Raw genomic sequence first — 22,949 nt, 5'->3', positions numbered from 1 at the left:
TCCCAAATCCTACGGGGAGCGTCGCAAGTGACTCGTGTCTTCCCCCTCTTCCAAGGAGCGCCCCTATGCTGACCAGCATGCGCAACCATGGCCTCACCCTGGCGCTGTTTGCCCTCGTCTGCACCAGCGTCGTGGTGGCGACTCATCTGCTCACCCAGGACAAGATTGCCCACCAGCAGCAGCGGGAGAAGCTCAATACCCTGAGCGCCCTGCTGCCGGTGGGCAGTTATGACAATGATCTGGTGGCCAGCTGCAAGCGGGTCACCAGCCCGCTGCTCGGCACCAGCCAGCCCATGCCCCTCTACACCGCCACCCTGGCCGGCCAGGTGACCGGCTATGCCATGGAGACGGTGGCGCCCGATGGCTACAGCGGCGCCATCCGCCTCATCGTCGGCACCGATGCCGACGGCAGGGTCAAGGGAGTGCGGGTGCTGGCCCACAACGAGACCCCGGGCCTTGGCGACAAGATAGAGCTGAAGAAATCCCGCTGGATCGAGAGCTTCGTCGGCAAGTTCCTCACCCAGGACAACGAGGCCAGCTGGGCGGTGAAGAAAGATGGTGGTGACTTCGATGCCTTCACCGGCGCCACCATCACCCCCAGGGCCGTGGTCAAGGCGGTTGCCAACCTGCTGCGTTTGCAACAGACTCACCCTGCCTTGTTGCAAGATGCGCCCCCCTGCGACGGGGCAGGAGAAAACCCATGAATCACGAACCCAAAGCGGGCGAGATCAAGGAGCTGATGCTCCAGGGGCTGTGGAAGAACAACCCCTCCCTGGTACAGGTGCTGGGACTCTGCCCCACCCTAGCCGTCTCCTCCACCTTCACCAATGCCCTGGGGCTGGGACTGGCCACCATGGCGGTGCTGATAGGCTCCAACCTGGCGGTCTCCCTGGTGCGTCACTGGGTGCCGCGGGATATCCGCATCCCCATCTATGTGATGATCATCGCCTCCCTGGTGACCTGTGTGCAGCTGCTGATGAACGCCTACACCTATGGCCTCTATCAGGCCCTTGGCATCTTCATCGCCCTCATCGTCACCAACTGCGTCATCATAGGCCGGGCAGAGGCTTACGCCTCCAAGCAGCCTCCCCTGCTGGCAGCCCTCGACGGCCTGATGATGGGGCTGGGCTTCACCCTAGTGCTGCTGTTGCTGGGGGCCATGCGCGAGATCATCGGCATGGGCACCCTGTTTGACGGCGCCGAACTGCTGCTGGGTGACTGGGCCCGATCCCTGCGCATCGAGATCTTCCCCCACGACTCCGCCCTGCTGCTGGCCATACTGCCACCGGGGGGCTTTCTTGGCCTGGGGCTGCTCATCGCCGCCAAGAATGCCATCAACGACTGGCTGGGGCGCAAGCAGGCGACCGAACAGGCCCATTGCAGCGTGCCGGCGCCGGGTGCCCGCGCCACCGAACTATAAAAACGACAGAGTGTGAGCAAGAGATGAACAACGACAAGCGCCGCCAGATCCTGACCCGGCTGCGGGAAGACAATCCGGCGCCCAGGACAGAGCTCAACTACAGCACGCCGTTCGAGCTGCTGATCGCCGTGCTGCTGTCGGCCCAGGCCACGGACGTGGGGGTCAACAAGGCGACCGCCAGACTCTATCCGGTCGCCAATACCCCGGCCGCCATCCTGGCGCTCGGGGTCGATGGCCTCAAGGAGTACATCAAGACGATTGGCCTGTTCAACACCAAGGCCGAGAACGTCATCAAGACCTGCGCCATCCTGCTGGAGCGCCATGGCGGCGAGGTACCGGAAAACCGCGAGGCCCTGGAGGCCCTGCCCGGCGTCGGGCGCAAGACCGCCAACGTGGTGCTCAACACGGCGTTTGGCTGGCCCACCATTGCCGTCGATACCCACATCTTCCGGGTGTCGAACCGCACGGGCCTGGCGGTGGGCAAGAACGTGGATCAGGTGGAAGAGAAACTGCTCAAGGTGGTGCCAGCCGAGTTCAAGCTGGATGTGCACCACTGGCTGATCCTGCACGGGCGCTACACCTGTCTGGCACGCAAGCCGCGCTGTGGCTCCTGCATCATCGAAGATCTGTGCGAATACAAAGAGAAGGTCTATCCCGAGACTTGATCCGCAGGGCGCCTGGTTTACAGGCGTCGGCGAGTCTGGGCCTCGGGCCATGGATTCAAGGCAGTACCCATCACCAACCCGGAGAATTGAGCAATGAGAATTCTGCATACCATGCTGCGAGTGGGCGATCTGCAACGCTCCATCGACTTCTATACCCGCGTGCTGGGGATGACCCTGCTGCGCAAGAGCGAGAACAGCGAGTACAAGTACACCCTGGCCTTCGTCGGCTACGGTGACGAGAAGAGCGAGGCGGTGATCGAGCTGACCTACAACTGGGGCGTGAGCGAGTACGAGCTGGGCTCGGCCTATGGCCACATCGCCCTGGAAGCGGACGACATCTATGCCACCTGCGACGCCCTGCGCGCCGCCGGCGCCACGATCACCCGCGAGCCGGGCCCTGTCATGGGCGGCACCACCGTCATCGCCTTCGTGGAAGACCCGGACGGATACAAGATTGAGCTGATCGCCAAGAAAGACGCCGGCCACGGCCTGGGCGAGAGCGTCTGACGGGACCCTCGTCAACCATCCGCAAAAAAGGGGAGCCATTGGCTCCCCTTCTTACCTGCTTACCCCTCACAGCAGCCGAGGCTGACCGCCGAGAAACACCAGTCGTTTGCCGGCAGAGTCCGGGCCAACGAAGGGCAGCTCGTTGCTGTTGACCACGTAGACCCCATCCTTGAACTGGAAGATGGGAACCCTTGCCAGGGGACGGGGTATCAGCAGATCCCCGAGATCGCTTCGCACCGTCAGCACGGTATAGCGCCCCGGCGAGAGCCCGAGAATGGGGCCAAACTCGCTGCCATCGGCCTCACGCACCGCCTTGACATAGACGCTGAACTCCTCGAATCCGGGCACCAGGCACTCATGGGTATAGGCGCCGGTACTGACCGTGGTCACCAGCAATGGCGCCTGATAGTCACGGCAGACAAAACCGGCCAGATTGCGGGAACGCAGCAGGGGTTGCAGCCGGGCTTCCTCATGGGCGAGATCGGTCCGCGGTGCCCGCACCTCGTACTGCTCAAGCAGCACCCGGCGCACCACCTCGGCATCGTCATAGTCTTCCCCGTCATGGAGGGGAGCCGTGACCACGCTGGCCCGGGTCAGGGGATAGGCCTGCACCAGAGAGCCAGGCAGCATGATGCCTTTTCTCTCCTGGTCCTCCAGGCTGACCTGTTGCCGGTAGGGATTGTCGCGGATCAGATTGGGATAGCCAGCGTAGGCGGTGACGTTCCACGCCCAGCTCATGGTGGGCTCTTGTACGTAGGGGCCATGGGGATCGGGGGCAGTGGCGCAGCCGCTCAATGCCAGGGTACATGCCAGCCCGGCCAGGGCAATGGATCTCATCATCTTGGGTCATCCCTCGTCGCATCACGCCGGCATCCCTTGTCCGGCGTTCGTGGGAGTCAAACTAGCAAAAATCAGATGGCGCCGCTACGCCCCATGCTGATCACCACCCGCCGGTTCTTGGCGCGCCCCTCCTCCGTCTCGTTGGAGGCGACGTGCTGCTTCTCCCCGTGGCCTTCCACCGAGATCTTGCCCTCCTCCAGGCCCAGGTCGAGAAACACCTTCTTGATGGCGTCGGCCCGCTTCTCGGAGAGCTTCTGGTTGGGCCAGCGCCCGCCATAGCTGTCGCTGTAGGCGTCGATCACCACCACGTCTATGGTGCTGTCCGCCTTGATGAACTCCCCTATCATGGCGAGGCGGCGCCGCGAGGCGGCGGAGAGGCGATCGCTGTTCTTGTCATAGGTGAGCACGCTGAAGGCGATGTCGTTGAAGCTGTAGGGCAAAAGGCCGTTCAGACAATCCATGAAGGCCTGGTACTTGACCCTGAAGTTGACGCTGGAAAGGGAGACCCGCACCGCACGGTTCTGGCGATACCAGTCCCGGTACTGGAAGGTGGGCATGCGCCCGCTCTCCAGCTCGTCGAGCATGGTCCAGGCGGTCTGGCCGTCCACCAGGCCGTCGAACTGCTTGAAGAAGCGGATCTGGCTGATGTCGCGCCCGGCCAGACCCGGACGCCAGCTGGGGGGCATGCTGCCCAGGCTCACCGTCTGGGTCTGCGCCTGCTGGCGCAGGCCGCTCAGTTCGAAGTCGAGGTTGATCTTGCGCCCGGCACGGGTGACGAAGGCTCCGGTGCCCCACCCGGGGATGGGGTGCTCCAGGCGACACTCGATCTGGCTGTCGGCGGTCAGGCGCCAGACGGATTGATCCAGGCCGGCACCGAATTCGGTTACCCCCGCCTGCAACTGCATGCTCACCGACATGCCGACCAATCCCACAATCCAAGCGTTCAACTGCCTGCCCTCCATACCGTCTCGGATTATCTATCGGCAGAGGCAGGACAAGCTTTAGGGCAAAACCCTCAGTGGGGAGTCTCCATCAATTTGAAGCTGGCGATGCGCCCCGCCAGCTCGCGGGCCAGCTGATCCAGCTCGGCGCTGTTGCGCTGCAGCATGTCGGAGTGCTGACGATGGGCCTCGTACACCTCGCGAATGGTCATCACATTGTGCTGGATGTCATCCGTGACGTAGCGCTGCTGCTCGGTGGCGGTGGCCACCTGGGCGCTCATGTCGCTCACCTTGCTCACCTCGTTGACGATCTGGCCCAGCTCGCTCCCCGCCCGCCTGGCCTCGGTCACGCTCAGCCCCGCCTGCTCGCTGCCCAGGTGCATGGCCGTGACCGCCTGAAGGGCCCCCTGACGCAGGCGATCCAGCATCTGCGCTATGTCATCTGCCGCCTGCTGAGTGCGGGAGGCAAGGGCCCTCACCTCTTCGGCCACCACGGCAAAACCACGGCCGGACTCACCGGCGCGGGCCGCCTCTATGGCCGCGTTGAGGGCCAGCAGGTTGGTGCGATCCGAGATCTGCTTGATGAGGCTCAAGGCCTCGCCAACCGACTCCGTCTCTGCCTGCAGCCTATCCACCAGCTGCCGGGTATCGACCAGGGTGCCCGCCACCTGCTCGATGGCGTCTATGGTCTGCACCACCTCCTTGTCCCCCTGATGGGCCCGGCCGATGGCCTGCTGGGTCGCCAGGGAGGTCTGGGTGGCATTGCGCGCTATCTCCGCCACCGTGGAGGCCATCTCGGTGGCGGCGGTCGCCACCAGATCCACCTGGCCAAAGCCCTTGGCCACACCGGCGTTGACCTCCGCTATCACGCCGGCCGAAGCGGCGGCGCTGCGGGCCAGCACCTCGCAGGAGCGGCGCACCGCCAGCAGCAAGCCTTCGAGATGGGCGAGAAAGTGGTTCAGATCCCGCGCCAGTGCCCCCAGCTCGTCTCCGGAGTGCCAGTCGACCCGCACCGTCAGATCGTTATCCTGCACCAGACCCTTGAAGGTCTGGTGCAGTGCCATGAAGCCCAGATGCAGGTTTCGCACCACCCGCCAGCAGACCAGGGTGGTCAGCGCCACGCACAGCAGCACCCCGAAGGCGGCCCAGCCAAGATCCCTGGCGCTCTGGGCCCGCATCTGCTCGACCCTGTCAAACAGCTGTTGATAGAGGCGATCCTCGCTCTGTTTGAGCAGGGCTATCTTGTCTGTGCTCAGGGCAAACCAGGCCTCGGCATCGATGCCAAACCCGCCGCTGGCCGCCTTGTCCAGGGCCAGGGTCTCCATGGCCGCGACCTTGGCCACCACGGGTGAGGCCAGGCTGTCGGCCAGCAGCTGGCGCTGGGCCGGGCTCGCCACCGCCTGGAAACGTTCGAGATAGGTCTGCTGGGACGCCAGCAGGGAGATGAACTGCTGCAACAGCGCCGGGGTGAAATTGCCGCGGGCGAACACATTGCTCAGTGTGGCTCGCTCCAGCCCCATCCGCTCCTTGCTCTGCAAGAAGGCGGCATAGGCATTGGTCTGCAGCGCTATGGTGGCGTCCTGGCTCTTGAGGCTCACCCCGTCCACCACCGCCAGCAGCCGGCTGATGAGGCGGGTATAGATGCCGACCTGCTCCGCCACCTCCACCCCCAGGGCATCGACCCGCTCGCGGATGGCGGTCAGGCCCGCCAGCTCCTGCTGCACCTGTGTCAGCCCCAGCAGGGCCGGATCCTGGCGAAAACGTACCAGCAGGGTGTCGACCACCTGGCGCTGGGTCGGCAGGGCATCGCCAAACTTGCCCCCGCCAGAGCCGAGGAAACCGGCGGACATGCCGCGCTCCTTTTGCAGCTCATGGGCCAGCTGCGCCGCCTCCCGCACCACATGGAGCGAGGCCAGCGCCTGACTCATCTCCTGCTCGACCCGGTAACGCTCGTAGACGTATCGACCGGAAAAAAACAGCAGGGCCACCAGTGGCAGGCAGACCACCAGCACCATCTTGTGCGCCAATCCCAGCTTGTTCATCGTCTCTTCCCATCCTTAGGTTGCAGTGGCCAATTATAAGCACAGGCCCCCCCGGCGCATCCTTGATCCCGCGCATGGCGGTACGGGAGGGACAAGGGCCCGCTTTTTTGCCATAATGCCGCCTCATTTCAAGCCGACCGAGATCCCATGACCGACGCCGTTAACACTCTCAAAGGCCGTTTCCGAGGCTTTTACCCCGTCGTCATCGATGTTGAAACCGCCGGATTCAATGCCAAGACGGATGCCCTGCTCGAGATTGCCGCCTACACCCTCAAGATGGACGAGGCCGGCTGGCTGGTACCCGATCAGATCTTCCATTTCCACGTCGAGCCCTTCGAGGGCGCCAACCTGGAGAAGGCCGCACTGGAATTTACCGGCATCGACCCCTACAACCCGCTGCGCGGCGCCGTGGACGAGAAGGAAGCCCTCACCGAGATCTTCAAGGGCGTTCGCAAGGGCATGAAGGAGCAGGATTGCAGCCGCGCCATCGTCGTGGCCCACAATGCCCCCTTCGACCATGGCTTCGTCATGGCCGCCGCCGAACGCGCCGGGCTCAAGCGCAATCCGTTCCACCCCTTTGCCACCTTCGACACCGCCGCCCTCTCGGGCCTGGTGCTGGGCCAGACGGTGCTCGCCAAGGCGTGCCAGAGCGCCCGCATTCCCTTTGACAACAAGGAGGCGCACTCCGCCCTCTATGACACCGAGCGCACCACCGAGCTCTTCTGTCATATCGTCAATCGCTGGAAGGCGCTGGGGGGCTGGCCCCTGGCCGAGGTCGATGATGACGCCAATCTGGATGACGCGCCCCTGGACGAGGCGGCATCCGGCCCCTAGTCCAGCGCGGGCGCCAGGCCGAAGTCAAGGCCGCCCGGGGCGCGCCGCCGGCCGGCCAGTCGTCGCCCACCCCGCCATCCCATGAGGCTGCCACGGCAGCCTTTTTTGATATGGGTCAGCTGGCGTGACTAACCTGGGGATTTACGTGAATTTTTACTCGACTTTTGGTCCAGTTTTCGCAAACTAACGCCCTTTCACACGCCAGACAACAACGCATCATTATAAGGAAGTCACATGAATCCTGTTGTTATCGCAGTCTCGCTGATGCTGGTGCTCAGCCTGCTGCGGATCAATGTGGTCGTCTCACTGTCGGTCAGCGCCATCGTCGGCGGCCTGGTCGGCGGCCTCTCCCTCGAACAGACCCTGGGCACCTTCAGCAGCGGCCTGGGGGGCGGCGCCGAAATCGCCCTCGCCTATGCCATGCTCGGGGCCTTCGCGGTGGCCATCTCCCGCTCCGGCATCACGGATCTGCTGGCCCGCAAGGTGATAAGCCAGCTCGGCAAGGATGCGAGCCACTCCCGGGTGCTCTGGGTCAAGACCCTGCTGCTCACCTCTGTGCTGGCGGTCTCCGTCGCCTCCCAGAACCTGATCCCGGTCCACATCGCCTTCATCCCCATCCTGATCCCGCCACTGTTGCACGTGATGGCGCAGATGAAGATCGACCGGCGCCAGGTTGCCTGCGTCATCACCTTCGGTCTGACCGCCACCTACATGCTGCTGCCGGTCGGCTTTGGCGGCATCTTCCTCAACAACATCCTGGCCAAGAACCTCCTCGACAATGGTGTCACCCTGGTCAACAGCCAGATCCCCATGGCCATGGCGCTGCCGGTGTTTGGCATGTTCCTCGGCCTGCTGGTCGCCGTCTTCATCAGCTATCGCAAGCCGCGCCAGTATGATCTGACCAAGATCCTGGCCGCCGAACCGGAGACGGTCGCCCTCAACCTGACCCACATCTGGGTCGCCCTGGTCGCCATCGCCGTCGCCCTTGGCTTGCAGCTCTACACAGACAGCATCGTCCTGGGCGCCCTGGCCGGGTTCATCATCTTCACCTGCGGCGGCGTTATCAAGTTTCGCGAGAGTCAGGATGCCTTCACCCAGGGGGTGCGCATGATGTCCCTCATCGGCTTCATCATGATCTCCGCCGCCGGCTTCGCCGCCGTGATGAAGGAGACCCAGGGGGTCGAGAGCCTGGTACAGTCCGTCGCCGGCCTCATCGGCCACAACAAGGGGGTTGCCGCCTTCCTGATGCTGCTGGTGGGTCTGCTCATCACCATGGGGATCGGCTCTTCCTTCTCCACCGTGCCCATCATAGCGACCATCTATGTGCCGCTCTGCCTGCAATTTGGCTTCTCCCCCATGGCCACCATCGCCCTGATCGGCACCGCCGGCGCCCTGGGGGATGCGGGCTCCCCCGCCTCCGACTCCACCCTGGGTCCCACTTCGGGTCTCAACGCGGATGGCCAGCACGACCATATCTGGGACTCCGTCGTGCCCACCTTCGTCCACTACAACATCCCGCTGATCCTGTTTGGCTGGATCGCCGCCATGGTGCTCTGAGCCAGACCCAGGTTCACCGTCAAAACCCTCGCCCTGCGAGGGTTTTTCGTCTCCGGGCCAGCCACCAGAGCCGGGGCAGAAAAGCCCAGGGCCAGGGGCCTCTATACTTCCACTGACCCACAAGGAGAGAACGTCATGAAACCTGCGTACTGGTTGATCCCCCTGCTGTTTAGCGCCAATGCCCTGGCGTTTCACTGCCCGGCCGACATGAAACAGATAGACGATGCCCTGGCGACAGGGCCGGCAATCAGCGCCGAGCAGCTGGCCGAGGTGAAGACCCTGAGGGCCGAGGGCGAGGCCCTGCACCAGGCGGGCCGGCATCAGGAGTCCGTCGATACCCTGGCCAAGGCCAAGGCGCTGCTTGGCATCGACAAGACCTGATCCCGGGAGCCCCCCCTGAGCTGACAAGCAAAGCCCTCGCCGACCCCGGCGAGGGCTTTCTCATGGCGGGCTCTCCCGTTGACGCTCTGCGCCGCTCTCCCCTCATCTGGGAGGAGACAGTCCCTGGGTCAGTCGCTCTCGACCCGGCCGCTGTAGACCAGGGTGCTGTAGTGGAAGGCAATCTGGCCGTTCACCCCATGGCGGTCAAACTCGCGGCGGATGAGCGCCGTCATCTCGTCATGGGCCCGGGTGCCGGCGACGGGCGCATAGGAGGAGGAGTTGAATCGCCCCAGCACGCCGTCCAGATCGAACCACTGGCTATTGTCGAAGCAACTGAGCCGATACTCTCCCTCGAAGAAGGCCCGAAAATCCGCCTCCCCCAGGTTGCGGTGATTCACCTCCTCATAGTCTGCCGAGTAGGCCCTCAGCCCCGCCTCATAGGCCTGAAGGAAAGGGGTATTGCACAGCCTGTCGTTCCAGATGAGGGCCACCCGGCCCCCGGGTCTGAGCAGGCGCCGGCATTCGGCCTTGAAGGCGGCGCGATCGAACCAGTGAAACGCCTGGGCCACTGTGATGAGATCCACCGAGCCCGCCGCCAGACCGGTGGCCTCGGCGCTGCCGCGGGACCAGCCGACGTTGCCAGCGCCAGCCAGCAGCGCCTCGGCGGCGGCGCGCATCCCGTCATTGGGCTCCACCGCCCACACCTGTGCCACCCTGGGGGCGAGCAGGGCGGTCAAGATGCCGGTGCCCGCCCCTATGTCGGCCACCTGGGCCTTCGGCCCCATGGCAAGTTCCCGGGCCAGAAAGTCCAGCATGGCCGCCGGATAGCCGGGTCGATACTTCACATAGGCCTCGACCCGGCTCGAGAATCGTTCGCTGTTGTCCAATGGTCTGCTCCTGTTCGTTCACAAAAAGAGGGCGAAAGAGGGGGCGAGCGTTACTGCGCCAGCCAGTCGATGGCGGCGCCCTCCTCCTCGAAGGCCCGCACCTCCCCCGAGATAAACCAGCCGCCGACGCGGGCCGCCAACCCCAGCCAGCCCGGCTGGCCATAGAGGGCTATCTTGCCAAATTCGTGGCCATGCCTGAGGCCGAGCTTGAGATCGTCCCAGGCGGCGCGCAGCTCCCACCCCTCCAGCTCACGGGCATCGAGCAGCACCCTCACCCCCTGCCCCTCGACCCTCTCCAGGGCCGCCTCCAGCATGGGGGTGATGGCCAGGTAGTCCTCATGACTGAGTCTGCCGACCGCCTTGATCGAGATGAAGGAGACATCCCCCACCCGTGCCAGCCCCAGGGTCAAACCATGTTGTTGCATCTTCATCCCCCTGCCTCCATGAATGGCTGCCACCCGGCAGCCGCTGGCTTGAGTCTAACCCGGGGCGAAGGGACGGTCATGGCCCGGGGGAAAAAGCACAACCGGATACTGCCGCCAGTCGCACGTACGAGGCCAGGATGCCAATGAGAGAGACGGATATCGCCGCCATCGAAGCGGTTCGTCGCGGCGAAGCCGCCGTGTGCGGGCGCCACAAACGACAAGGCCACCCGCTGGGGTGGCCTTGAGCTTATTGGTTGTCAGCCCTTCACGGCGCCGCGATTACTCGACGTAATCCTCGGTCGGGATGCAGGAGCAGAACAGGTTGCGATCGCCGTAGACGTCATCGATGCGGTTGACCGAGGGCCACAGCTTGGCGGCGCGCACCGCGCTGGAGGGGAAGACCGCCTCGGCGCGGGTGTAGGCGCGGCCCCACTGCTCGTCCATCACATCGTCCTGGGTGTGGGGCGCATTGACCAATGGGTTGTCGGTCAGGCTCCAGTGCCCTTCTTGCACCTTGTCCATCTCGGCGCGGATGGCGGTCATGGCTTCGATGAAGCGGTCCAGCTCGGCCTTGGACTCGGACTCGGTCGGTTCGACCATCAGGGTGCCAGCCACCGGGAAGCTCATGGTCGGTGCGTGGAAACCGTAGTCCATCAGGCGCTTGGCCACGTCCATCTCGCTGATCCCCGAGACTTCCTTGAGCGGACGTATGTCCAGGATGCACTCGTGGGCGACGCGATGGTTGCGACCGGTGTAGAGCACGGGGAAGGCGCTTCCCAGCTTCTTGGCCAGGTAGTTGGCGTTGAGGATGGCCACCTGGGTCGATTTCTTGAGCCCCTCGTCACCCAGCATGGCGATATACATCCAACTGATGGGCAAGATGCTGGCCGAGCCGAACGGCGCGGCGGAGACGGCGCCATTGTCGCGGCTCTCCTTGCCGGTCTTGATGACGGCGTGGCCGGCCACGAACGGCGCCAGATGCTGCTTGACACCGATGGGGCCCATGCCGGGACCGCCGCCGCCATGGGGGATGGCGAAGGTCTTGTGCAGGTTGAGGTGGGAGACGTCCGCACCGATGAAGCCGGGGGCGGTGACACCCACCTGGGCGTTCATGTTGGCGCCGTCCAGGTAGACCTGGCCACCATACAGGTGAACGATGTCGCACACCTCCTTGATGGTCTCCTCGTACACCCCGTGGGTGGAGGGATAGGTGACCATGAGGCAGGAGAGCCTGTCCCCCACTTCCGCCGCCTTGGCCCGCAGATCATCGAGATCCACGTTGCCGGACTTGTCGCAGGCGGTGACGATGACTTTCAGGCCCGCCATCTGGGCGGAGGCCGGGTTGGTGCCGTGGGCCGAGGCCGGGATCAGGCAGACGTCGCGATGCCCTTCGCCGCGGGACTCGTGGTACTTCTTGATGGCGAGCAGGCCCGCGTATTCGCCCTGGGCGCCGGAGTTGGGCTGCATGCAGACGGCGTCATAGCCGGTGATCTTGACCAGCCACTCTTCCAGATCCGCCAGCAGCAGCTGGTAACCCTGGGCCTGGGCCAGGGGGGCGAAGGGGTGCAGCTTGCCAAACTCGGGCCAGGTCACCGGGATCATCTCGGCGGTGGCGTTGAGCTTCATGGTGCAGGAGCCGAGGGAAATCATGGCGTAGTTCAGGGCCAGATCCTTGGCTTCGAGACGGTGGATGTAGCGCAGCATCTCGGTCTCGGAGTGGTACTTGTTGAACACCTCGTGGGTCAGCACGGCGTCGGTGCGCAGCAGCTCGGCCGGGATGCCCTGATGGGTCTGGGCCTTGCCATCCAGGGTCTCGATATCCAGACCGTGACCCTGGCCCAGGAAGAGGTCGAACAGCTCGGCCACGTCCTCGCGGGTGCTGGTCTCGGACAGGGAAACGCCGACGGCGCCCGCCAGGTCGGCCCGCAGGTTGATGTTCATGGCATAGGCGCGGGCCAGCAGGTCGGCCTTGTCGGCAACCTGCACCGTGATGGTGTCGAACCAGCTGTCATGCTTGAGGGTCAGCCCCTTGGCGGTCAGCCCCAGGGCCAGGATGCTGGTCAGGCGGTGGACGCGGGAGGCGATGGTTTTGAGCCCCACCGGGCCGTGGTAGACGGCGTAGAAGCTTGCCATGTTGGCCAGCAGCACCTGGGCGGTACAGATGTTGGAGTTCGCCTTCTCGCGGCGGATATGCTGCTCGCGGGTCTGCATCGCCATGCGCAGGGCACTCTTGCCGCGGGCATCCTTGGAGACGCCTATGATGCGGCCCGGCATGGAACGCTTGTAGGCGTCGCGGGTGGCGAAAAACGCCGCGTGGGGGCCACCGTAGCCCATGGGCACGCCAAAGCGCTGGGCCGAGCCCAGCACCACGTCGGCGCCCAGCTCACCCGGGGACTTGAGCAGCAGCAGGGAGAGCAGGTCGGCACTGACGCAGGCCAGCCCCTTCTGGGCCTGGACCGCGGCGATCAAGGCACGCAGGTCGGTCACCTTGCCCGTGGTGCTCGGGTACTGGAACAGGGCACCGAACACCTCCTCGGCGCAGGCCTGCTCGGCCGGGGCCACCACCAGCTCGAAGCCGAAATGGACGGCGCGCTCGCGCACCACGTCGATCACCTGGGGGTGAACGTCGTCGGCGATGAAGAAGAGGTTGGACTTGGACTTGGCCATGCGCTTGGCCAGCGCCATGGCTTCGGCGGCGGCGGTGGCTTCATCGAGCAGGGAGGCACTGGCCAGATCCATGCCGGTCAAGTCCAGGGTGAGCTGCTGGAAGTTGAGCAGCGCCTCGAGACGGCCCTGGGCCAGCTCGGGCTGATAGGGGGTGTAGGCGGTGTACCAGCCCGGGTTTTCCAGCACGTTGCGCAGGATGACGTGGGGCACGTGGGTGTCGTGATAACCCATGCCGATGTAGCTCTTGGCGATCTGGTTCTGACCGGCGTAGCCCTTGAGCTTGGCCAGGGCCTCCACTTCGGTCATGGGGGCGCCTATGCCCAGGGGGCCATCGCGGCGAATGGCGGCGGGGACGGTCTGCTCAATCAGATCGTCCAGGCTCTCGGCCCCCACTTCGGCCAGCAGGGCGCGCAGTTCGCCCTCGCCCGGGCCTATGTGGCGGCGCAGAAAATTGGTTTTTTGCTCGAGTTCAAACAGTGACTGGGTCATTTCCCTATTTCCTAGTGGCTATGCCTGATAGCAGTTCTTGATGGTCGCGGCCGCCCGCGGGGAATGGGGCTGGCACGGCGCCGCCTCGCGCGATGGGAGGGGCCATAGCAAAGGGCCCCGCGCGATGCAGGGCCCGGGGCGACATTACTCTTCGTCAACCACGTTCTGGTAGCCGTCGGCATCCAGCAGGTTGGCGAGCTCGCCCTCGTCATCGAGCTTGATGCGGAACAGCCAGCCGGCGCCGTAGGGGTCGGAGTTGACCAGCTCTGGGCTGCCTTCCAGTTCTTCGTTGACGGCGATGATCTCGCCGCTCACCGGGCTGTAGATGTCGGAGGCGGCCTTGACGGACTCGGCCACGGCGCAGTCATCACCGGCACCGACCTGCTTGCCCACTTCCGGCAAGTCAACGAACACCATGTCCCCCAGCAGATCCTGGGCGTGCTCGGAGATGCCGACCACGGCCTCGCCGTTGGCTTCGACGCGGATCCACTCGTGGGAAGTGGCATATTTCAGTTCGCTCGGGATATGGCTCATTTGTGCTTCCTTTATTCACTTGAATCATTGAACAGAACGGCCCCGGGCAGGCCCCGGGCCCGAAACGCTAAACGTTACACCAATTTCTGACCGTTGCGTACAAAGGCCGGCTTGGTCACCTGCACGGTCACCAGCTTCTTGCGGATCTCGACCTGGGCCTGCTCGCCGATGTCGCGAGGCACCCGGGCCAGGGCGATGGAGAGGCCCAGTGTGGGCGAGAAGGAGCCTGAGGTGATCACCCCTTCCCGGGGCTCGCCGGACGCGCTGGTGAAGCTGACCGGCATGCCGGCACGCAGCACCCCTTTCTCTTCCATCAGCAGGCCCACCAGCTTGGGCTGATCCCCGGCGGCCTTCTGGGCTTCGAGGGCGGCACGGCCGATGAAATCGCGGCTGGCAGGCTCCCAGGCGATGGTCCAGGCCATGTTGGCGGCGAGCGGGCTGATCCCCTCGTCCATGTCCTGGCCATAGAGGTTCATGCCCGCCTCGAGGCGCAGGGTGTCGCGGGCACCCAGGCCGCACGGGGCCACGCCCGCGTCCAGCAGCGCCTGCCACAGATCGCAGGCCTGGTGCTCTGGCACCACGATTTCGTATCCCTCTTCACCTGTGTAACCCGTGGTGGCGATGAAGAGATCCCCGGCCTGCACCCCGAAGAAGGGCTTCATGCCGGCCACGGCGGCGTTCTGCTCGGGGGTGAAGACCTTGGCGGCCAGGGTCTTGGCCTCGGGGCCCTGCACGGCAATCATGGCAAGCTCGGGCTGTTCGGTCACCGTCACCGCGAAGGGCGCTGCGTGCCGGCGGATCCAGGCCAGATCCTTTTCACGGGTGGCGGAGTTGACCACCATGCGATAGAAGGTGTCGCCGAGGTAATAGGTGATGAGGTCATCGATGACGCCACCATCCTCGGCCAGCATGCCGCTGTAGAGCGCCTTGCCCGGGGTGGTGAGCTTGGCCACGTCGTTGGCCAGCAGATATTGCAGGAAGGCTTTCACCCGCTCGCCGGTCAAATCGACGATGGTCATGTGAGAGACGTCGAACATGCCCGCCTGGGTGCGCACCGCATGGTGTTCTTCCAGCTGGGAGCCGTAGTTGATGGGCATCTCCCAGCCGTGGAAATCGACCATCTTGGCGCCGGCTTCCAGGTGCTTGGGGTGCAATACGGTAGTCTGGGTCATCGCTGTTTTTTCCTTAAAACCTGGACCGGCTCAGCCCCACCTTGAGCGGCTTGGGCCGGCGGCCACTGGGCCTGGGCTCGCTCCCGGCCTCCCTGGGGGCGACGCGGGACTGGTTCCTTCGATGGCGCGGATTATAAGACAAGCACCGCGAAGCGCTGCTTAAAAAAAACTAATCCACAACATGCTGATAGCGGCCAAACACTATGACAAAAACAGCGGAAAAAACAGTATTGACCGGCATTTTACAGAGTTAAATTTTGATTTTTACCGTCTCGTCACAATTTAGAGGAAAACGTTTCGCCACCTTCCCATATTAAAGGCTGACGGCTCAGATGAGCACACCAGCCTCTCGGATTACTTTTCTTGTGAAATATGGCGACTAGGATTAGTTTTTTTCAGCCAAGGAGGCCCTGGCCCCCAGGGCCAGGGCCGGCAGCTCCCCCTCCAGCCCCATGGCGCTGCGGATCATGCTCTGCTTCAGCGGGGCCATGGCATCGACCCCGCTCAGCCCCAGGCCCCGCACCAGTTTCTTGAGGGGATGACTCCCCCCGAACAGCCGCTTGAGCCCCTCCATGGCCGCCAGCATGCGGGCGGCCTCCGTCTTGCGCCAGCGTTCATAGCCGCGCAGCTCCGCCAGGGCCCCTATGTCCTTGCCCCTGGCGACCGTGGCCAGCAGGCACTGCGCCAGGGCGGCGGCATCCTGCAACCCCAGGTTGACCCCCTGCCCCGCCAGGGGGTGTATGGTGTGGGCGGCATCCCCCACCAGCACCAGCCGCTCCCGGGCAAAGTCGCGGGCATAACGGGCGGTGAGGGGGATGGCACTGCGCGCCCCCTCCACCTTGCACAGGCCGAGCCTGGCATCGAACGCCGCCGTGAGCTGGCGGTTGAACGCCTCTTCATCCAGGGCACACAGCGCCTCGGCCCGCGCCGCGGGCACAGACCAGACGATGGAGCAGAGATCCGGCTGCCACAGGGGCAGGAAGGCAAGCGGGCCTTCGGGGGTGAAGATCTGGCGCGCCACGGCGCCGTGAGCTTCCCCCGTGCGCACCGTGGCTACCAGGGCGTGATGACCATAATCCCAGCTGGTGAGCGGAATGTCGGCCTGCTTGCGTACCCAGGAGTGGGCGCCATCGGCGGCCACCACCAGCCTGGCCGACAGCACGCGACCATCGCTCAGGGTCAGCAGGGCGCTCTCGGGCCCCAGGCTCAGGGCACTGGCGCTGACTGGGGCCAGCAGCTCGATATGGCGCTGGTGGGCGATGGCCTCTTGCAGCGCCAGTTGGATGACCCTGTTCTCGGCGATGTGGCCAAGGTGCGCCAGTCCGAGACTGGCGGCATCGAATTCGATGCGGGCGAAGCTGTCGCGCTCCCACACCTGCATCCGGCCGTATCCCTGCAGGCGACGGGAGCAGATGCCCTGCCAGGCACCGACCCCGCGCAGTATCTGCTGGCTGGCCAGGCTCAGGGCGCTGACCCTGTTGTCCGGCGCCTCCCCCAGCTGCGGGTCGGGCAGCTGCCCCTCGACGATGGCGACCCGCAAGCGGCTCTCTTTCAGGGCTGCGGCGAGGGCCAGCCCCACCATGCCGCCCCCCACAATGATCAGATCGTAATGGGCCATGGCTTACTCCTTGCGGGCAGGAAACGGGGGCTGGAATCCCAGGGTCTGGCGCGCCAGGGGCTCCTTGAGGCAGGGCAGCCGCGCCATCAGGGCGAGGGCCAGGTTGCGACCGGCCACCAGGGGGGCCAGGTCATTGGAGAAGAGCCGGGCCAGGGAGGAGGTGAGCCAGATGGTCGCCTCCTGATCGCCCTGGCGGCACTGCCAGTAGCGGGCGAGCACAGGGTAGCCGCCTATGTCCTCCCCCTGGGCCAGGGCATGGCAGAGGGCCGCGCACAGGGCATCGAGGTCGCGCATGCCGAGGTTGAAGCCCTGCCCCGCGATCGGGTGCAGCAGATGGGCGGCGTTGCCTACCAGCACGGTGCGCTGGCCCAGGGGATAGTCGGCGGCGGTGAGCGCCAGCGGGTAACAGTGGCGCACCCCGGTGCGCAGGAAGCGGCCGAGCCGCCAGCCGAAGGCTTGCTGCAACTGGTCGAGAAACCCCTGGTCATCGAGGGCCATGACGGCCTCGGCCTCGTCCCCCGGCAGGCTCCACACCAGGGAGCTGAGCCCTTGCTGCATCGGCAGCAGCGCCAGAGGCCCGCCCCGGGTGAAGCGCTCGAAGGCGCGACCGGCGGGATCCTCGGCGGTTTTCACCGTGGCAATCACGGCGCTCTGGCCATAGTCGTGGCGGCGCACCGGGATCTTGAGGGCCTGGCGCACGAAGGAGTGACCGCCGTCGGCTGCCACCAGCAGCCGGGTCGAGATCGACTGCTGCGATGCCAGGACCAGGTCGACGGCCTGCTCCCCCGGGATGACGGCGGTGAGCTGCACCGGACAGAGCATGCGAATGTTGGCCGTCTGGGCGATGGCCTCCTGCAGGGCCTGACCGGCGGCGCTGAGCTCGATCACCTGGCCCAGGGCGGGCAGTCCGTATTCCGCCGCCGTCAGCCGGGTCTGGCCAGGGTGGCCCCTGTCGGAGACATGGATCTGGGTGATGGGGCTCGCATGGGGAGCGAGCCGGGGCCAGATCCCGTGGCGGGCCAGGGCCTCGCAGCTGCCGGCAGCCAGGGCGATGGCACGGGCATCGAAACCGGGATGGGGGCCCTGCTCGGGGGCGCTTGCCTCCAGCAGCACTATCTGCAAGGGGGTGCCATCGGGGCGACGCAGGGCTGCGAGCGCCAGGGCCAGCACGGCGCCGCTCATGCCGCCGCCGACCAGGGTGACGTCGGCCTGCAACGAAGGAGGAACTGTCGGATCAATGTGAGACATGGGATGAAGAGAATCCGATAAAACGTGGGGTCATGCTATCACAGTTGCCCCAGGCGCAATGGGAGGCCACGGGCAAAAATGGCCACCGCCATCCACCCGGAGCCCGACGGGGCGCGGCGGCCCCGTCGGGCTCCGGGCGGGGGGTCAGTGCAGGGTGGGCGGTGCGACCGGGGCGTCCGGGCGCTTGCCAAACTCCTCGAAGCTCATCATGACCCCCAGCTTGACGTGTTCGTAGAGCACCAGGAAAGCCGCCTCGTTCTCGTCGTCCTCCTGATCGAACTCGTCCGACACCTGGGTGATGTTGGCGATGTCCTGGATCATCTCCTGCAGCTCCTCGGAGGCCCTGGAGAGCTCCTGCTGCACCACGCCAAACCCGGCCAGGAAGGCCTGGGACCAATCCACCAGGGCATCGATGCGCTCGTCGAGGGGGGCATCGTCGCCGGGCAGCAACAGCTCCACCCCCTTCTGGGCCATCAGGCTCTCGATGGCATTCTGGTAGAGCTCCGACATCGCCTGGCGCACCTGGGCCGGCAGGCCGAAACCATCGTTGACCAGGTCGTTGAACGGCGCCAGCCAGCTCTTGTCATCCAGGGTGACGCCGCCGCAGACGAGGCCGCAGATAACGCCATGGGCCTCGACCGCCGTGGCCATCAGCTCGTGCTGCTCCATCAGATCGGCCAGGGCCGCGTAATTGGGGGGGGTTGTCTTGCTCATCTGGGATCCGCTCAAAGTTCAGTCAAATAGCCGGAATTGATGGCGAAGATCCTAGCATTCTCACCCGGTCAGAGCCAGCAAGGCCTTGAAACTTCTGCATCTGCGCTATATAGTCCCGGCCAGTTGTCCACACGGATAAAGGCGGAAACAACCCCGCCGTATTGAGGAAGGCATGAGCACAGAGGCCGTAGAAATCGTCGTCTTGGGACGTCCCTACAAGGTATCTTGTCCCTTGGGACAGCAGGATGCCCTGCGCCAGGCCGCCGACCAGTTATCCAGCAAGCTTGTGGAGCTGCGTCAGCGCTCCAAGGTCTCCAGCAACGAGCAGCTGGCCATCATGGCGGCACTCAACTTTTGCCACGAGCTTTGCCTTGAAAAAGAGAAGAACCACCAATACTCTGAGACCATGGACAAGCGGATCAAGATGCTGCAACGCACCATAGAGGCGGCACTGATCGAGCATGGTCACTATGGCGACAGCAGTGAACCAAGTGGTGCTGTCCATGACGAAGAGGGCGAGCAGCCTTAATTCGCGACCCGTTTTAAAATTCCCTGGAGTGTTTGTCAGCCGGTTCAAGTCCCCGAGCCGATAATCATACCCAACAGGGGATCGGCCTTCTGGCTATTGCGCATGCTCGGCACGACCGAGAAGCCTGCGGTCAGATTCGATTCCCGCCTTGAACCAACGGTTCAAGGGCCCAAACCGGCAACGGCATCTCCGGGGTACCAACAGCAAAAAGCCCGTCACCTGCGTGACGGGCTTTTTCTTTTGGCCGGTGCTCCCGCACCGGCCTCCCCTTCTCTCAACGGCTTCGCAGCAGCGCCTCCTCGGCGCGGGAGGCAGTCACCAGCACGGGGATGGACTTGGAGGTAGGAGTAAAGGAGCCCGCCCCTATGCTGTCGATGGGCACCAGTGGGTTGGTCTCGGGATAGTAGGCGGCGATGTTGCCCTCCGGTATCTCGTAGATCACCACGCTAAAGCCGGTCACGATGCGCTCGCGGCCATCGTTGCAGATGGCGGCCATGTCGACCCTGTCCCCTTCGGCAAAACCGAGGCGGCGGGCATCTTCCCCGTTCATGAACACCACATTGCGCTGACCCTTGATGCCGCGATAGCGATCGTCCATGCCGTAGATGGTGGTGTTGTACTGATCGTGGGAGCGCAGGCTCTGCAGCAGCAGCACCGGTTGATCGCTCATCTGCTCGGCATGGCGGGTACACTCAGGCAGCACGGAGTGCGGCAGGGCACTGGCTCGAAACTCGGCGCTGCCGCTGGCGGTATTCCACACCAGCTGGGCGGCGGAGTTATCCAGATGAAAACCGCACGGCTGCTGGATGCGGGCGTTGAAATCGGCAAAGCCGGCAATGGTCTGCTCGATGAGGCTGCGGATACGGCCATAGTCATCGCGCAGGGCCAGCCAGTCGACCCGCTCGCTGCCCAGGGTGGTGTGAGCCATGCGCGCCACTATGTCGGTCTCTGAAAGGCAGAGCGGCGACACCGGCTCGGCCGCGCCGGTCGAGGCATGCACCATGCTGAAGGTGTCCTCCACCGTGATCTTCTGGTTGCCGGTGCGCTGGATGTCCAGCTCGGTGCGACCGAGGCAGGGCAGGATCAGCGCGGCCTTGCCCACCTGCAGGTGGCTACGGTTGAGCTTGGTGCTGATCTGCACGTTGAGCTCGGCCCGCTTCATCGCCCCATAGGTAAACTCGGTGTCGGGCGCCGCTGCCGCCAGGTTGCCCCCCAGGCAGATGAGCACCTTGCTCCTGCCCTCGTGCAGCGCCTTGAGCGCCTCATGAACGTTGTGGCCAGGGGCCTTGGGCAGGCTCACCTGCAGGTGGCACTCGAGCAGCTCGATAAAGGCCGCGGTCGGCTTTTCGTTGATCCCCATGGTGCGGTTGCCCTGCACGTTGCTGTGGCCCCGTACCGGGCAGAGCCCCGCCCCCGGCTTGCCAAGCTGGCCGCGCATCAGGTGCAGGTTGACCACCTCGCGGATGGTGTCGACCGAGTGCAGATGCTGGGTCAACCCCATGGCCCAGCAGCTGATGACGCGCGAGCTTGCGGCAAAGACCCTGGCCGCCTGCACTATCTCGTCGCGGGTCAGGCCGGACTGCTGCTCGATCGCCGTCCAGTCGGTGGCACGGACCTGCGCCTCGTACTGGTCGAAGTGGCGGGTGTGGCGAGCGATGAAGTCTCTGTCCACCGCCTGCGGAGCCTGTTCCAGCAGGTACTTGGCCATGCCGCGCATGGCGGCCATGTCGCCACCCAGTTTCGGCGTCAAGTATTGGTGGCTGATGGTGGTGGCCGCCGGGGTCAGCAATTCGATCGGGCTCTGGGGGCTGGCGAAACGCTCGAGGGCCACCTCTTTCAAGTTGTTGAAGCTGACGATCTTGCAGCCGTTTTTCGCCGCCTTGCGCAGGGCGTTCATCATGCGGGGATGGTTGGTTCCCGGGTTCTGGCCATAGACGAACACGGCGTCGGCCCGATCGAAATCATCCAGCACAACCGTGCCCTTGCCGATGCCGACCGACTGAGTCAGCGCCACCCCGCTCGCCTCGTGGCACATGTTGGAGCAGTCGGGGAAGTTGTTGGTGCCAAACAGGCGACCAAACAGCTGATAGAGATAGGAGGCCTCGTTGCTGGCCCGCCCCGAGGTGTAAAACTCCACCTCGTCCGGGCTGGCCAGCCCCTTGAGGGTGTCGGCGATGAGCGCAAAGGCGTCGTCCCAGCTTATCGGATCGTAGTGATCGGTCGCCGGGTTGTAGCGCAGGGGCTCGGCCAGGCGCCCCTGATACTCCAGCCAGTAGTCGCTCTGCCTGGCGAGCTGGCGCACCGAATGGGCGGCGAAGAAGTCGGCCCCCACCGTCTTGCCGGTGGACTCCCAGGCCACCGCCTTGGCGCCGTTCTCGCAGAACTGGAAGGCGCCGTGGTCGTTGTCACCCCAGGCGCAACCCGGGCAGTCGAAGCCATCCGTCTGGTTGACCCGCAGCAGGTTCTTGATGTTCTGCCGGGTTTTCTGGCTGCGCAGCACCTGCTTCATGGTGGATTGCAGGGAGGAAAAACCACCTGCTTTGGCAGGCTTTTCAATATGGCTCATGGCACTCTCCGATGGGATCTGCCGAGGAATAGCTGGAGTAGCTGACCGGGGCATCAAATTTGGGGATATGGACGACATTGAGGTGGTATTTGAGGGCCAGCCTGACCGCAAGCTGGCTGGGGGAAGCGAGACAGACCAGGTGGCGGGCACCGTACTGGGCAGCCTTTTGCACCAGCTCGCTGCCACAGCGACTGGTCACCACCAGGGTGTCGCAGGCAAGTTGCCGACGCAGCAAGAGGCCGATCAGCTTGTCGAGGGCATTGTGGCGCCCTATGTCCTCCCGGCAGTGCAGGACTCGCCCCTGCCCATCCAGCGCCAACGCCGCATGGAGGGCCCCGTGCCGCTGCCCCTTGAGCTGCCAGCGGGCGATCTGCGCTCGCAATCCGGCCAGCAGCTCGCCATCCAGGGGGGGAGCCGGGGGCAAGGGATTCACCTCGGGAAAGACCTGCCCGACGGCCTCCACCCCGCAGATGCCGCAGCCCGTCGCCCCGGTCAGCCTGCGCCGGCGCGACTGGAGCCGTGCCAGGCAGCGATTGGCGATGGTCACATCCAGCACCAGCCCCTGCTCTGCGTGGGAGACCCGGATATCATGCACCTCGTGATTGTGGGCAATGATGGACTCGCCAAACAGAAAGCCGATGGCAAAGTCGTCCAGATCGTCCGGGGTCGCCATCATCACGGCATGGTTGATGCCATTGATATTGATGGCAACCGCCACCTCCTCCACCAGATGATCCAGCGGGGGCCAGACCGGGGCGGTGACGGGACTGTATTCGGGCATAAGGGTTGACCTAAAAATGCAGATTGCATCCAAGTTTAGAGAGCCCGGCGGTGCAAAACCAATGAAATAAATCTATATCCCGATAGAGCAGTTCTATTGACCTGGCAATTTCAATTGATTAATTTTTAACAC

At 64.6% G+C, this 22,949-nt stretch carries 21 protein-coding genes and 1 other RNA gene; 9 read left to right on the top strand and 13 right to left on the bottom strand.

The genetic code is table 11. The features are described 5' to 3' along the window. Nucleotides 1–65: 65 nt before the first annotated feature. From rsxG to gloA, 4 genes are all read left to right on the top strand, one after another. Nucleotides 66–704, top strand: a complete 639-nt coding sequence (gene rsxG, locus ACEUCR_RS14580) for an electron transport complex subunit RsxG (protein WP_041999509.1) — start codon at nt 66–68, stop codon at nt 702–704. After that, nucleotides 701–1,420, top strand: a complete 720-nt coding sequence (locus tag ACEUCR_RS14575; RefSeq protein WP_111874513.1) for an electron transport complex subunit E — start codon at nt 701–703, stop codon at nt 1,418–1,420. The genes rsxG and ACEUCR_RS14575 overlap by 4 nt, the downstream gene beginning before the upstream one ends. Nucleotides 1,421–1,443: 23 nt before the next feature. After that, nucleotides 1,444–2,085 carry an endonuclease III gene (gene nth, locus ACEUCR_RS14570; protein WP_041999514.1) on the top strand — a complete coding sequence of 214 codons (642 nt, stop codon included), beginning with the start codon at nt 1,444–1,446 and terminating at the stop codon, nt 2,083–2,085. 93 nt (nt 2,086–2,178) lie between these two features. Continuing rightward, the gene (gene gloA / locus ACEUCR_RS14565) at nt 2,179–2,592 is read left to right on the top strand and encodes a lactoylglutathione lyase (RefSeq protein WP_408791046.1); all 414 of its coding nucleotides are present in this window, start codon (nt 2,179–2,181) and stop codon (nt 2,590–2,592) included. A 66-nt stretch (nt 2,593–2,658) separates the two neighbouring features. Here the strand turns inward: gloA and ACEUCR_RS14560 are convergent, their stop codons facing one another. The 3 genes from ACEUCR_RS14560 to ACEUCR_RS14550 all read right to left on the bottom strand — a co-directional run bounded on the left by ACEUCR_RS14560 (nt 2,659) and on the right by ACEUCR_RS14550 (nt 6,415). After that, nucleotides 2,659–3,432, bottom strand: coding sequence for a hypothetical protein (locus ACEUCR_RS14560; protein WP_408747200.1), 774 nt, complete (start codon nt 3,430–3,432; stop codon nt 2,659–2,661). 71 nt (nt 3,433–3,503) lie between these two features. Next, the gene (locus tag ACEUCR_RS14555) at nt 3,504–4,379 is read right to left on the bottom strand and encodes a flagellar protein MotY (RefSeq protein ID WP_209434923.1); all 876 of its coding nucleotides are present in this window, start codon (nt 4,377–4,379) and stop codon (nt 3,504–3,506) included. 68 nt (nt 4,380–4,447) lie between these two features. After that, nucleotides 4,448–6,415 (bottom strand): methyl-accepting chemotaxis protein, encoded by a 1,968-nt coding sequence (locus tag ACEUCR_RS14550; protein ID WP_408791043.1) that lies wholly within the window; start codon nt 6,413–6,415, stop codon nt 4,448–4,450. A 147-nt stretch (nt 6,416–6,562) separates the two neighbouring features. Between ACEUCR_RS14550 and rnt the strand changes: the two genes are divergently transcribed. The 3 genes from rnt (at nt 6,563) to ACEUCR_RS14535 (ending at nt 9,187) form a co-directional block, all read left to right on the top strand. Then, entirely contained in the window at nt 6,563–7,249 is a 687-nt protein-coding gene (rnt, locus tag ACEUCR_RS14545; RefSeq protein ID WP_111874515.1) for a ribonuclease T, read from the top strand. Between the two features lie 234 nt (nt 7,250–7,483). Next, nucleotides 7,484–8,806, top strand: a complete 1,323-nt coding sequence (locus tag ACEUCR_RS14540) for a Na+/H+ antiporter family protein (protein ID WP_041999529.1) — start codon at nt 7,484–7,486, stop codon at nt 8,804–8,806. A gap of 135 nt (nt 8,807–8,941) precedes the next feature. Continuing rightward, entirely contained in the window at nt 8,942–9,187 is a 246-nt protein-coding gene (locus ACEUCR_RS14535; RefSeq protein ID WP_041999532.1) for a hypothetical protein, read from the top strand. A 128-nt stretch (nt 9,188–9,315) separates the two neighbouring features. Here the strand turns inward: ACEUCR_RS14535 and ACEUCR_RS14530 are convergent, their stop codons facing one another. The 8 genes from ACEUCR_RS14530 to ACEUCR_RS14495 form a co-directional block, all read right to left on the bottom strand. After that, nucleotides 9,316–10,074, bottom strand: coding sequence for a class I SAM-dependent methyltransferase (locus tag ACEUCR_RS14530; RefSeq protein ID WP_408791040.1), 759 nt, complete (start codon nt 10,072–10,074; stop codon nt 9,316–9,318). Between the two features lie 50 nt (nt 10,075–10,124). After that, the gene (locus tag ACEUCR_RS14525; protein ID WP_408791037.1) at nt 10,125–10,505 is read right to left on the bottom strand and encodes a SpoIIAA family protein; all 381 of its coding nucleotides are present in this window, start codon (nt 10,503–10,505) and stop codon (nt 10,125–10,127) included. A gap of 273 nt (nt 10,506–10,778) precedes the next feature. Next, nucleotides 10,779–13,655 carry an aminomethyl-transferring glycine dehydrogenase gene (gene gcvP / locus ACEUCR_RS14520; RefSeq protein ID WP_408791035.1) on the bottom strand — a complete coding sequence of 959 codons (2,877 nt, stop codon included), beginning with the start codon at nt 13,653–13,655 and terminating at the stop codon, nt 10,779–10,781. 144 nt (nt 13,656–13,799) lie between these two features. Beyond that, nucleotides 13,800–14,189 carry a glycine cleavage system protein GcvH gene (gene gcvH / locus ACEUCR_RS14515; RefSeq protein WP_041999414.1) on the bottom strand — a complete coding sequence of 130 codons (390 nt, stop codon included), beginning with the start codon at nt 14,187–14,189 and terminating at the stop codon, nt 13,800–13,802. 74 nt (nt 14,190–14,263) lie between these two features. Beyond that, complete coding sequence (gene gcvT / locus ACEUCR_RS14510) at nt 14,264–15,361, bottom strand: glycine cleavage system aminomethyltransferase GcvT (protein WP_041999411.1); 1,098 nt, start codon at nt 15,359–15,361, stop codon at nt 14,264–14,266. 385 nt (nt 15,362–15,746) lie between these two features. Further along, entirely contained in the window at nt 15,747–16,979 is a 1,233-nt protein-coding gene (locus ACEUCR_RS14505; protein WP_408791032.1) for an FAD-dependent 2-octaprenylphenol hydroxylase, read from the bottom strand. A 3-nt stretch (nt 16,980–16,982) separates the two neighbouring features. Continuing rightward, nucleotides 16,983–18,227: a 2-octaprenyl-6-methoxyphenyl hydroxylase gene (gene ubiH / locus ACEUCR_RS14500; RefSeq protein WP_111873049.1), complete on the bottom strand. Its 1,245-nt coding sequence runs from the start codon at nt 18,225–18,227 to the stop codon at nt 16,983–16,985. A 144-nt stretch (nt 18,228–18,371) separates the two neighbouring features. Further along, the gene (locus ACEUCR_RS14495) at nt 18,372–18,941 is read right to left on the bottom strand and encodes a UPF0149 family protein (protein WP_111873048.1); all 570 of its coding nucleotides are present in this window, start codon (nt 18,939–18,941) and stop codon (nt 18,372–18,374) included. A gap of 172 nt (nt 18,942–19,113) precedes the next feature. On the opposite strand from ACEUCR_RS14495, the gene zapA reads away from it, so the two are divergent. Together zapA and ssrS are read left to right on the top strand one after the other, a co-directional pair. Next, nucleotides 19,114–19,470 (top strand): cell division protein ZapA, encoded by a 357-nt coding sequence (gene zapA, locus ACEUCR_RS14490; RefSeq protein ID WP_111873047.1) that lies wholly within the window; start codon nt 19,114–19,116, stop codon nt 19,468–19,470. 17 nt (nt 19,471–19,487) lie between these two features. After that, nucleotides 19,488–19,670: non-coding RNA, 6S RNA (ssrS, locus tag ACEUCR_RS14485), on the top strand. Between the two features lie 74 nt (nt 19,671–19,744). Here ssrS and ACEUCR_RS14480 read toward each other — a convergent pair. Beyond that, nucleotides 19,745–22,036, bottom strand: coding sequence for an FdhF/YdeP family oxidoreductase (locus tag ACEUCR_RS14480; protein WP_408791030.1), 2,292 nt, complete (start codon nt 22,034–22,036; stop codon nt 19,745–19,747). After that, nucleotides 22,023–22,817, bottom strand: a complete 795-nt coding sequence (locus tag ACEUCR_RS14475) for a formate dehydrogenase accessory sulfurtransferase FdhD (protein ID WP_408747189.1) — start codon at nt 22,815–22,817, stop codon at nt 22,023–22,025. The genes ACEUCR_RS14480 and ACEUCR_RS14475 overlap by 14 nt, the downstream gene beginning before the upstream one ends. Nucleotides 22,818–22,949: the final 132 nt, after the last annotated feature.

The organism is Aeromonas bivalvium (assembly GCF_046078285.1).
GTDB classification, from domain to species: Bacteria; Pseudomonadota; Gammaproteobacteria; order Enterobacterales; family Aeromonadaceae; genus Aeromonas; species Aeromonas bivalvium.
The sequence above is the reverse complement of the archived record's forward strand: the minus strand, read 5'-3'. Positions and strand labels throughout refer to the sequence as shown.

Excerpts from the sequence above, each read along its gene's own strand:
- rsxG (WP_041999509.1), top strand. The coding sequence starts at position 66 with ATGCTGACCAGCATGCGCAACCATGGCCTCACCCTGGCGCTGTTTGCC.
- ACEUCR_RS14575 (WP_111874513.1), top strand. The coding sequence starts at position 701 with ATGAATCACGAACCCAAAGCGGGCGAGATCAAGGAGCTGATGCTCCAG.
- nth (WP_041999514.1), top strand. The coding sequence starts at position 1,444 with ATGAACAACGACAAGCGCCGCCAGATCCTGACCCGGCTGCGGGAAGAC.
- gloA (WP_408791046.1), top strand. The coding sequence starts at position 2,179 with ATGAGAATTCTGCATACCATGCTGCGAGTGGGCGATCTGCAACGCTCC.
- ACEUCR_RS14560 (WP_408747200.1), bottom strand. The coding sequence starts at position 3,432 with ATGATGAGATCCATTGCCCTGGCCGGGCTGGCATGTACCCTGGCATTG.
- ACEUCR_RS14550 (WP_408791043.1), bottom strand. The coding sequence starts at position 6,415 with ATGAACAAGCTGGGATTGGCGCACAAGATGGTGCTGGTGGTCTGCCTG.
- rnt (WP_111874515.1), top strand. The coding sequence starts at position 6,563 with ATGACCGACGCCGTTAACACTCTCAAAGGCCGTTTCCGAGGCTTTTAC.
- ACEUCR_RS14540 (WP_041999529.1), top strand. The coding sequence starts at position 7,484 with ATGAATCCTGTTGTTATCGCAGTCTCGCTGATGCTGGTGCTCAGCCTG.
- ACEUCR_RS14535 (WP_041999532.1), top strand. The coding sequence starts at position 8,942 with ATGAAACCTGCGTACTGGTTGATCCCCCTGCTGTTTAGCGCCAATGCC.
- ACEUCR_RS14525 (WP_408791037.1), bottom strand. The coding sequence starts at position 10,505 with ATGAAGATGCAACAACATGGTTTGACCCTGGGGCTGGCACGGGTGGGG.
- gcvP (WP_408791035.1), bottom strand. The coding sequence starts at position 13,655 with ATGACCCAGTCACTGTTTGAACTCGAGCAAAAAACCAATTTTCTGCGC.
- gcvH (WP_041999414.1), bottom strand. The coding sequence starts at position 14,189 with ATGAGCCATATCCCGAGCGAACTGAAATATGCCACTTCCCACGAGTGG.
- gcvT (WP_041999411.1), bottom strand. The coding sequence starts at position 15,361 with ATGACCCAGACTACCGTATTGCACCCCAAGCACCTGGAAGCCGGCGCC.
- ACEUCR_RS14505 (WP_408791032.1), bottom strand. The coding sequence starts at position 16,979 with ATGGCCCATTACGATCTGATCATTGTGGGGGGCGGCATGGTGGGGCTG.
- ubiH (WP_111873049.1), bottom strand. The coding sequence starts at position 18,227 with ATGTCTCACATTGATCCGACAGTTCCTCCTTCGTTGCAGGCCGACGTC.
- ACEUCR_RS14495 (WP_111873048.1), bottom strand. The coding sequence starts at position 18,941 with ATGAGCAAGACAACCCCCCCCAATTACGCGGCCCTGGCCGATCTGATG.
- zapA (WP_111873047.1), top strand. The coding sequence starts at position 19,114 with ATGAGCACAGAGGCCGTAGAAATCGTCGTCTTGGGACGTCCCTACAAG.
- ACEUCR_RS14480 (WP_408791030.1), bottom strand. The coding sequence starts at position 22,036 with ATGAGCCATATTGAAAAGCCTGCCAAAGCAGGTGGTTTTTCCTCCCTG.
- ACEUCR_RS14475 (WP_408747189.1), bottom strand. The coding sequence starts at position 22,817 with ATGCCCGAATACAGTCCCGTCACCGCCCCGGTCTGGCCCCCGCTGGAT.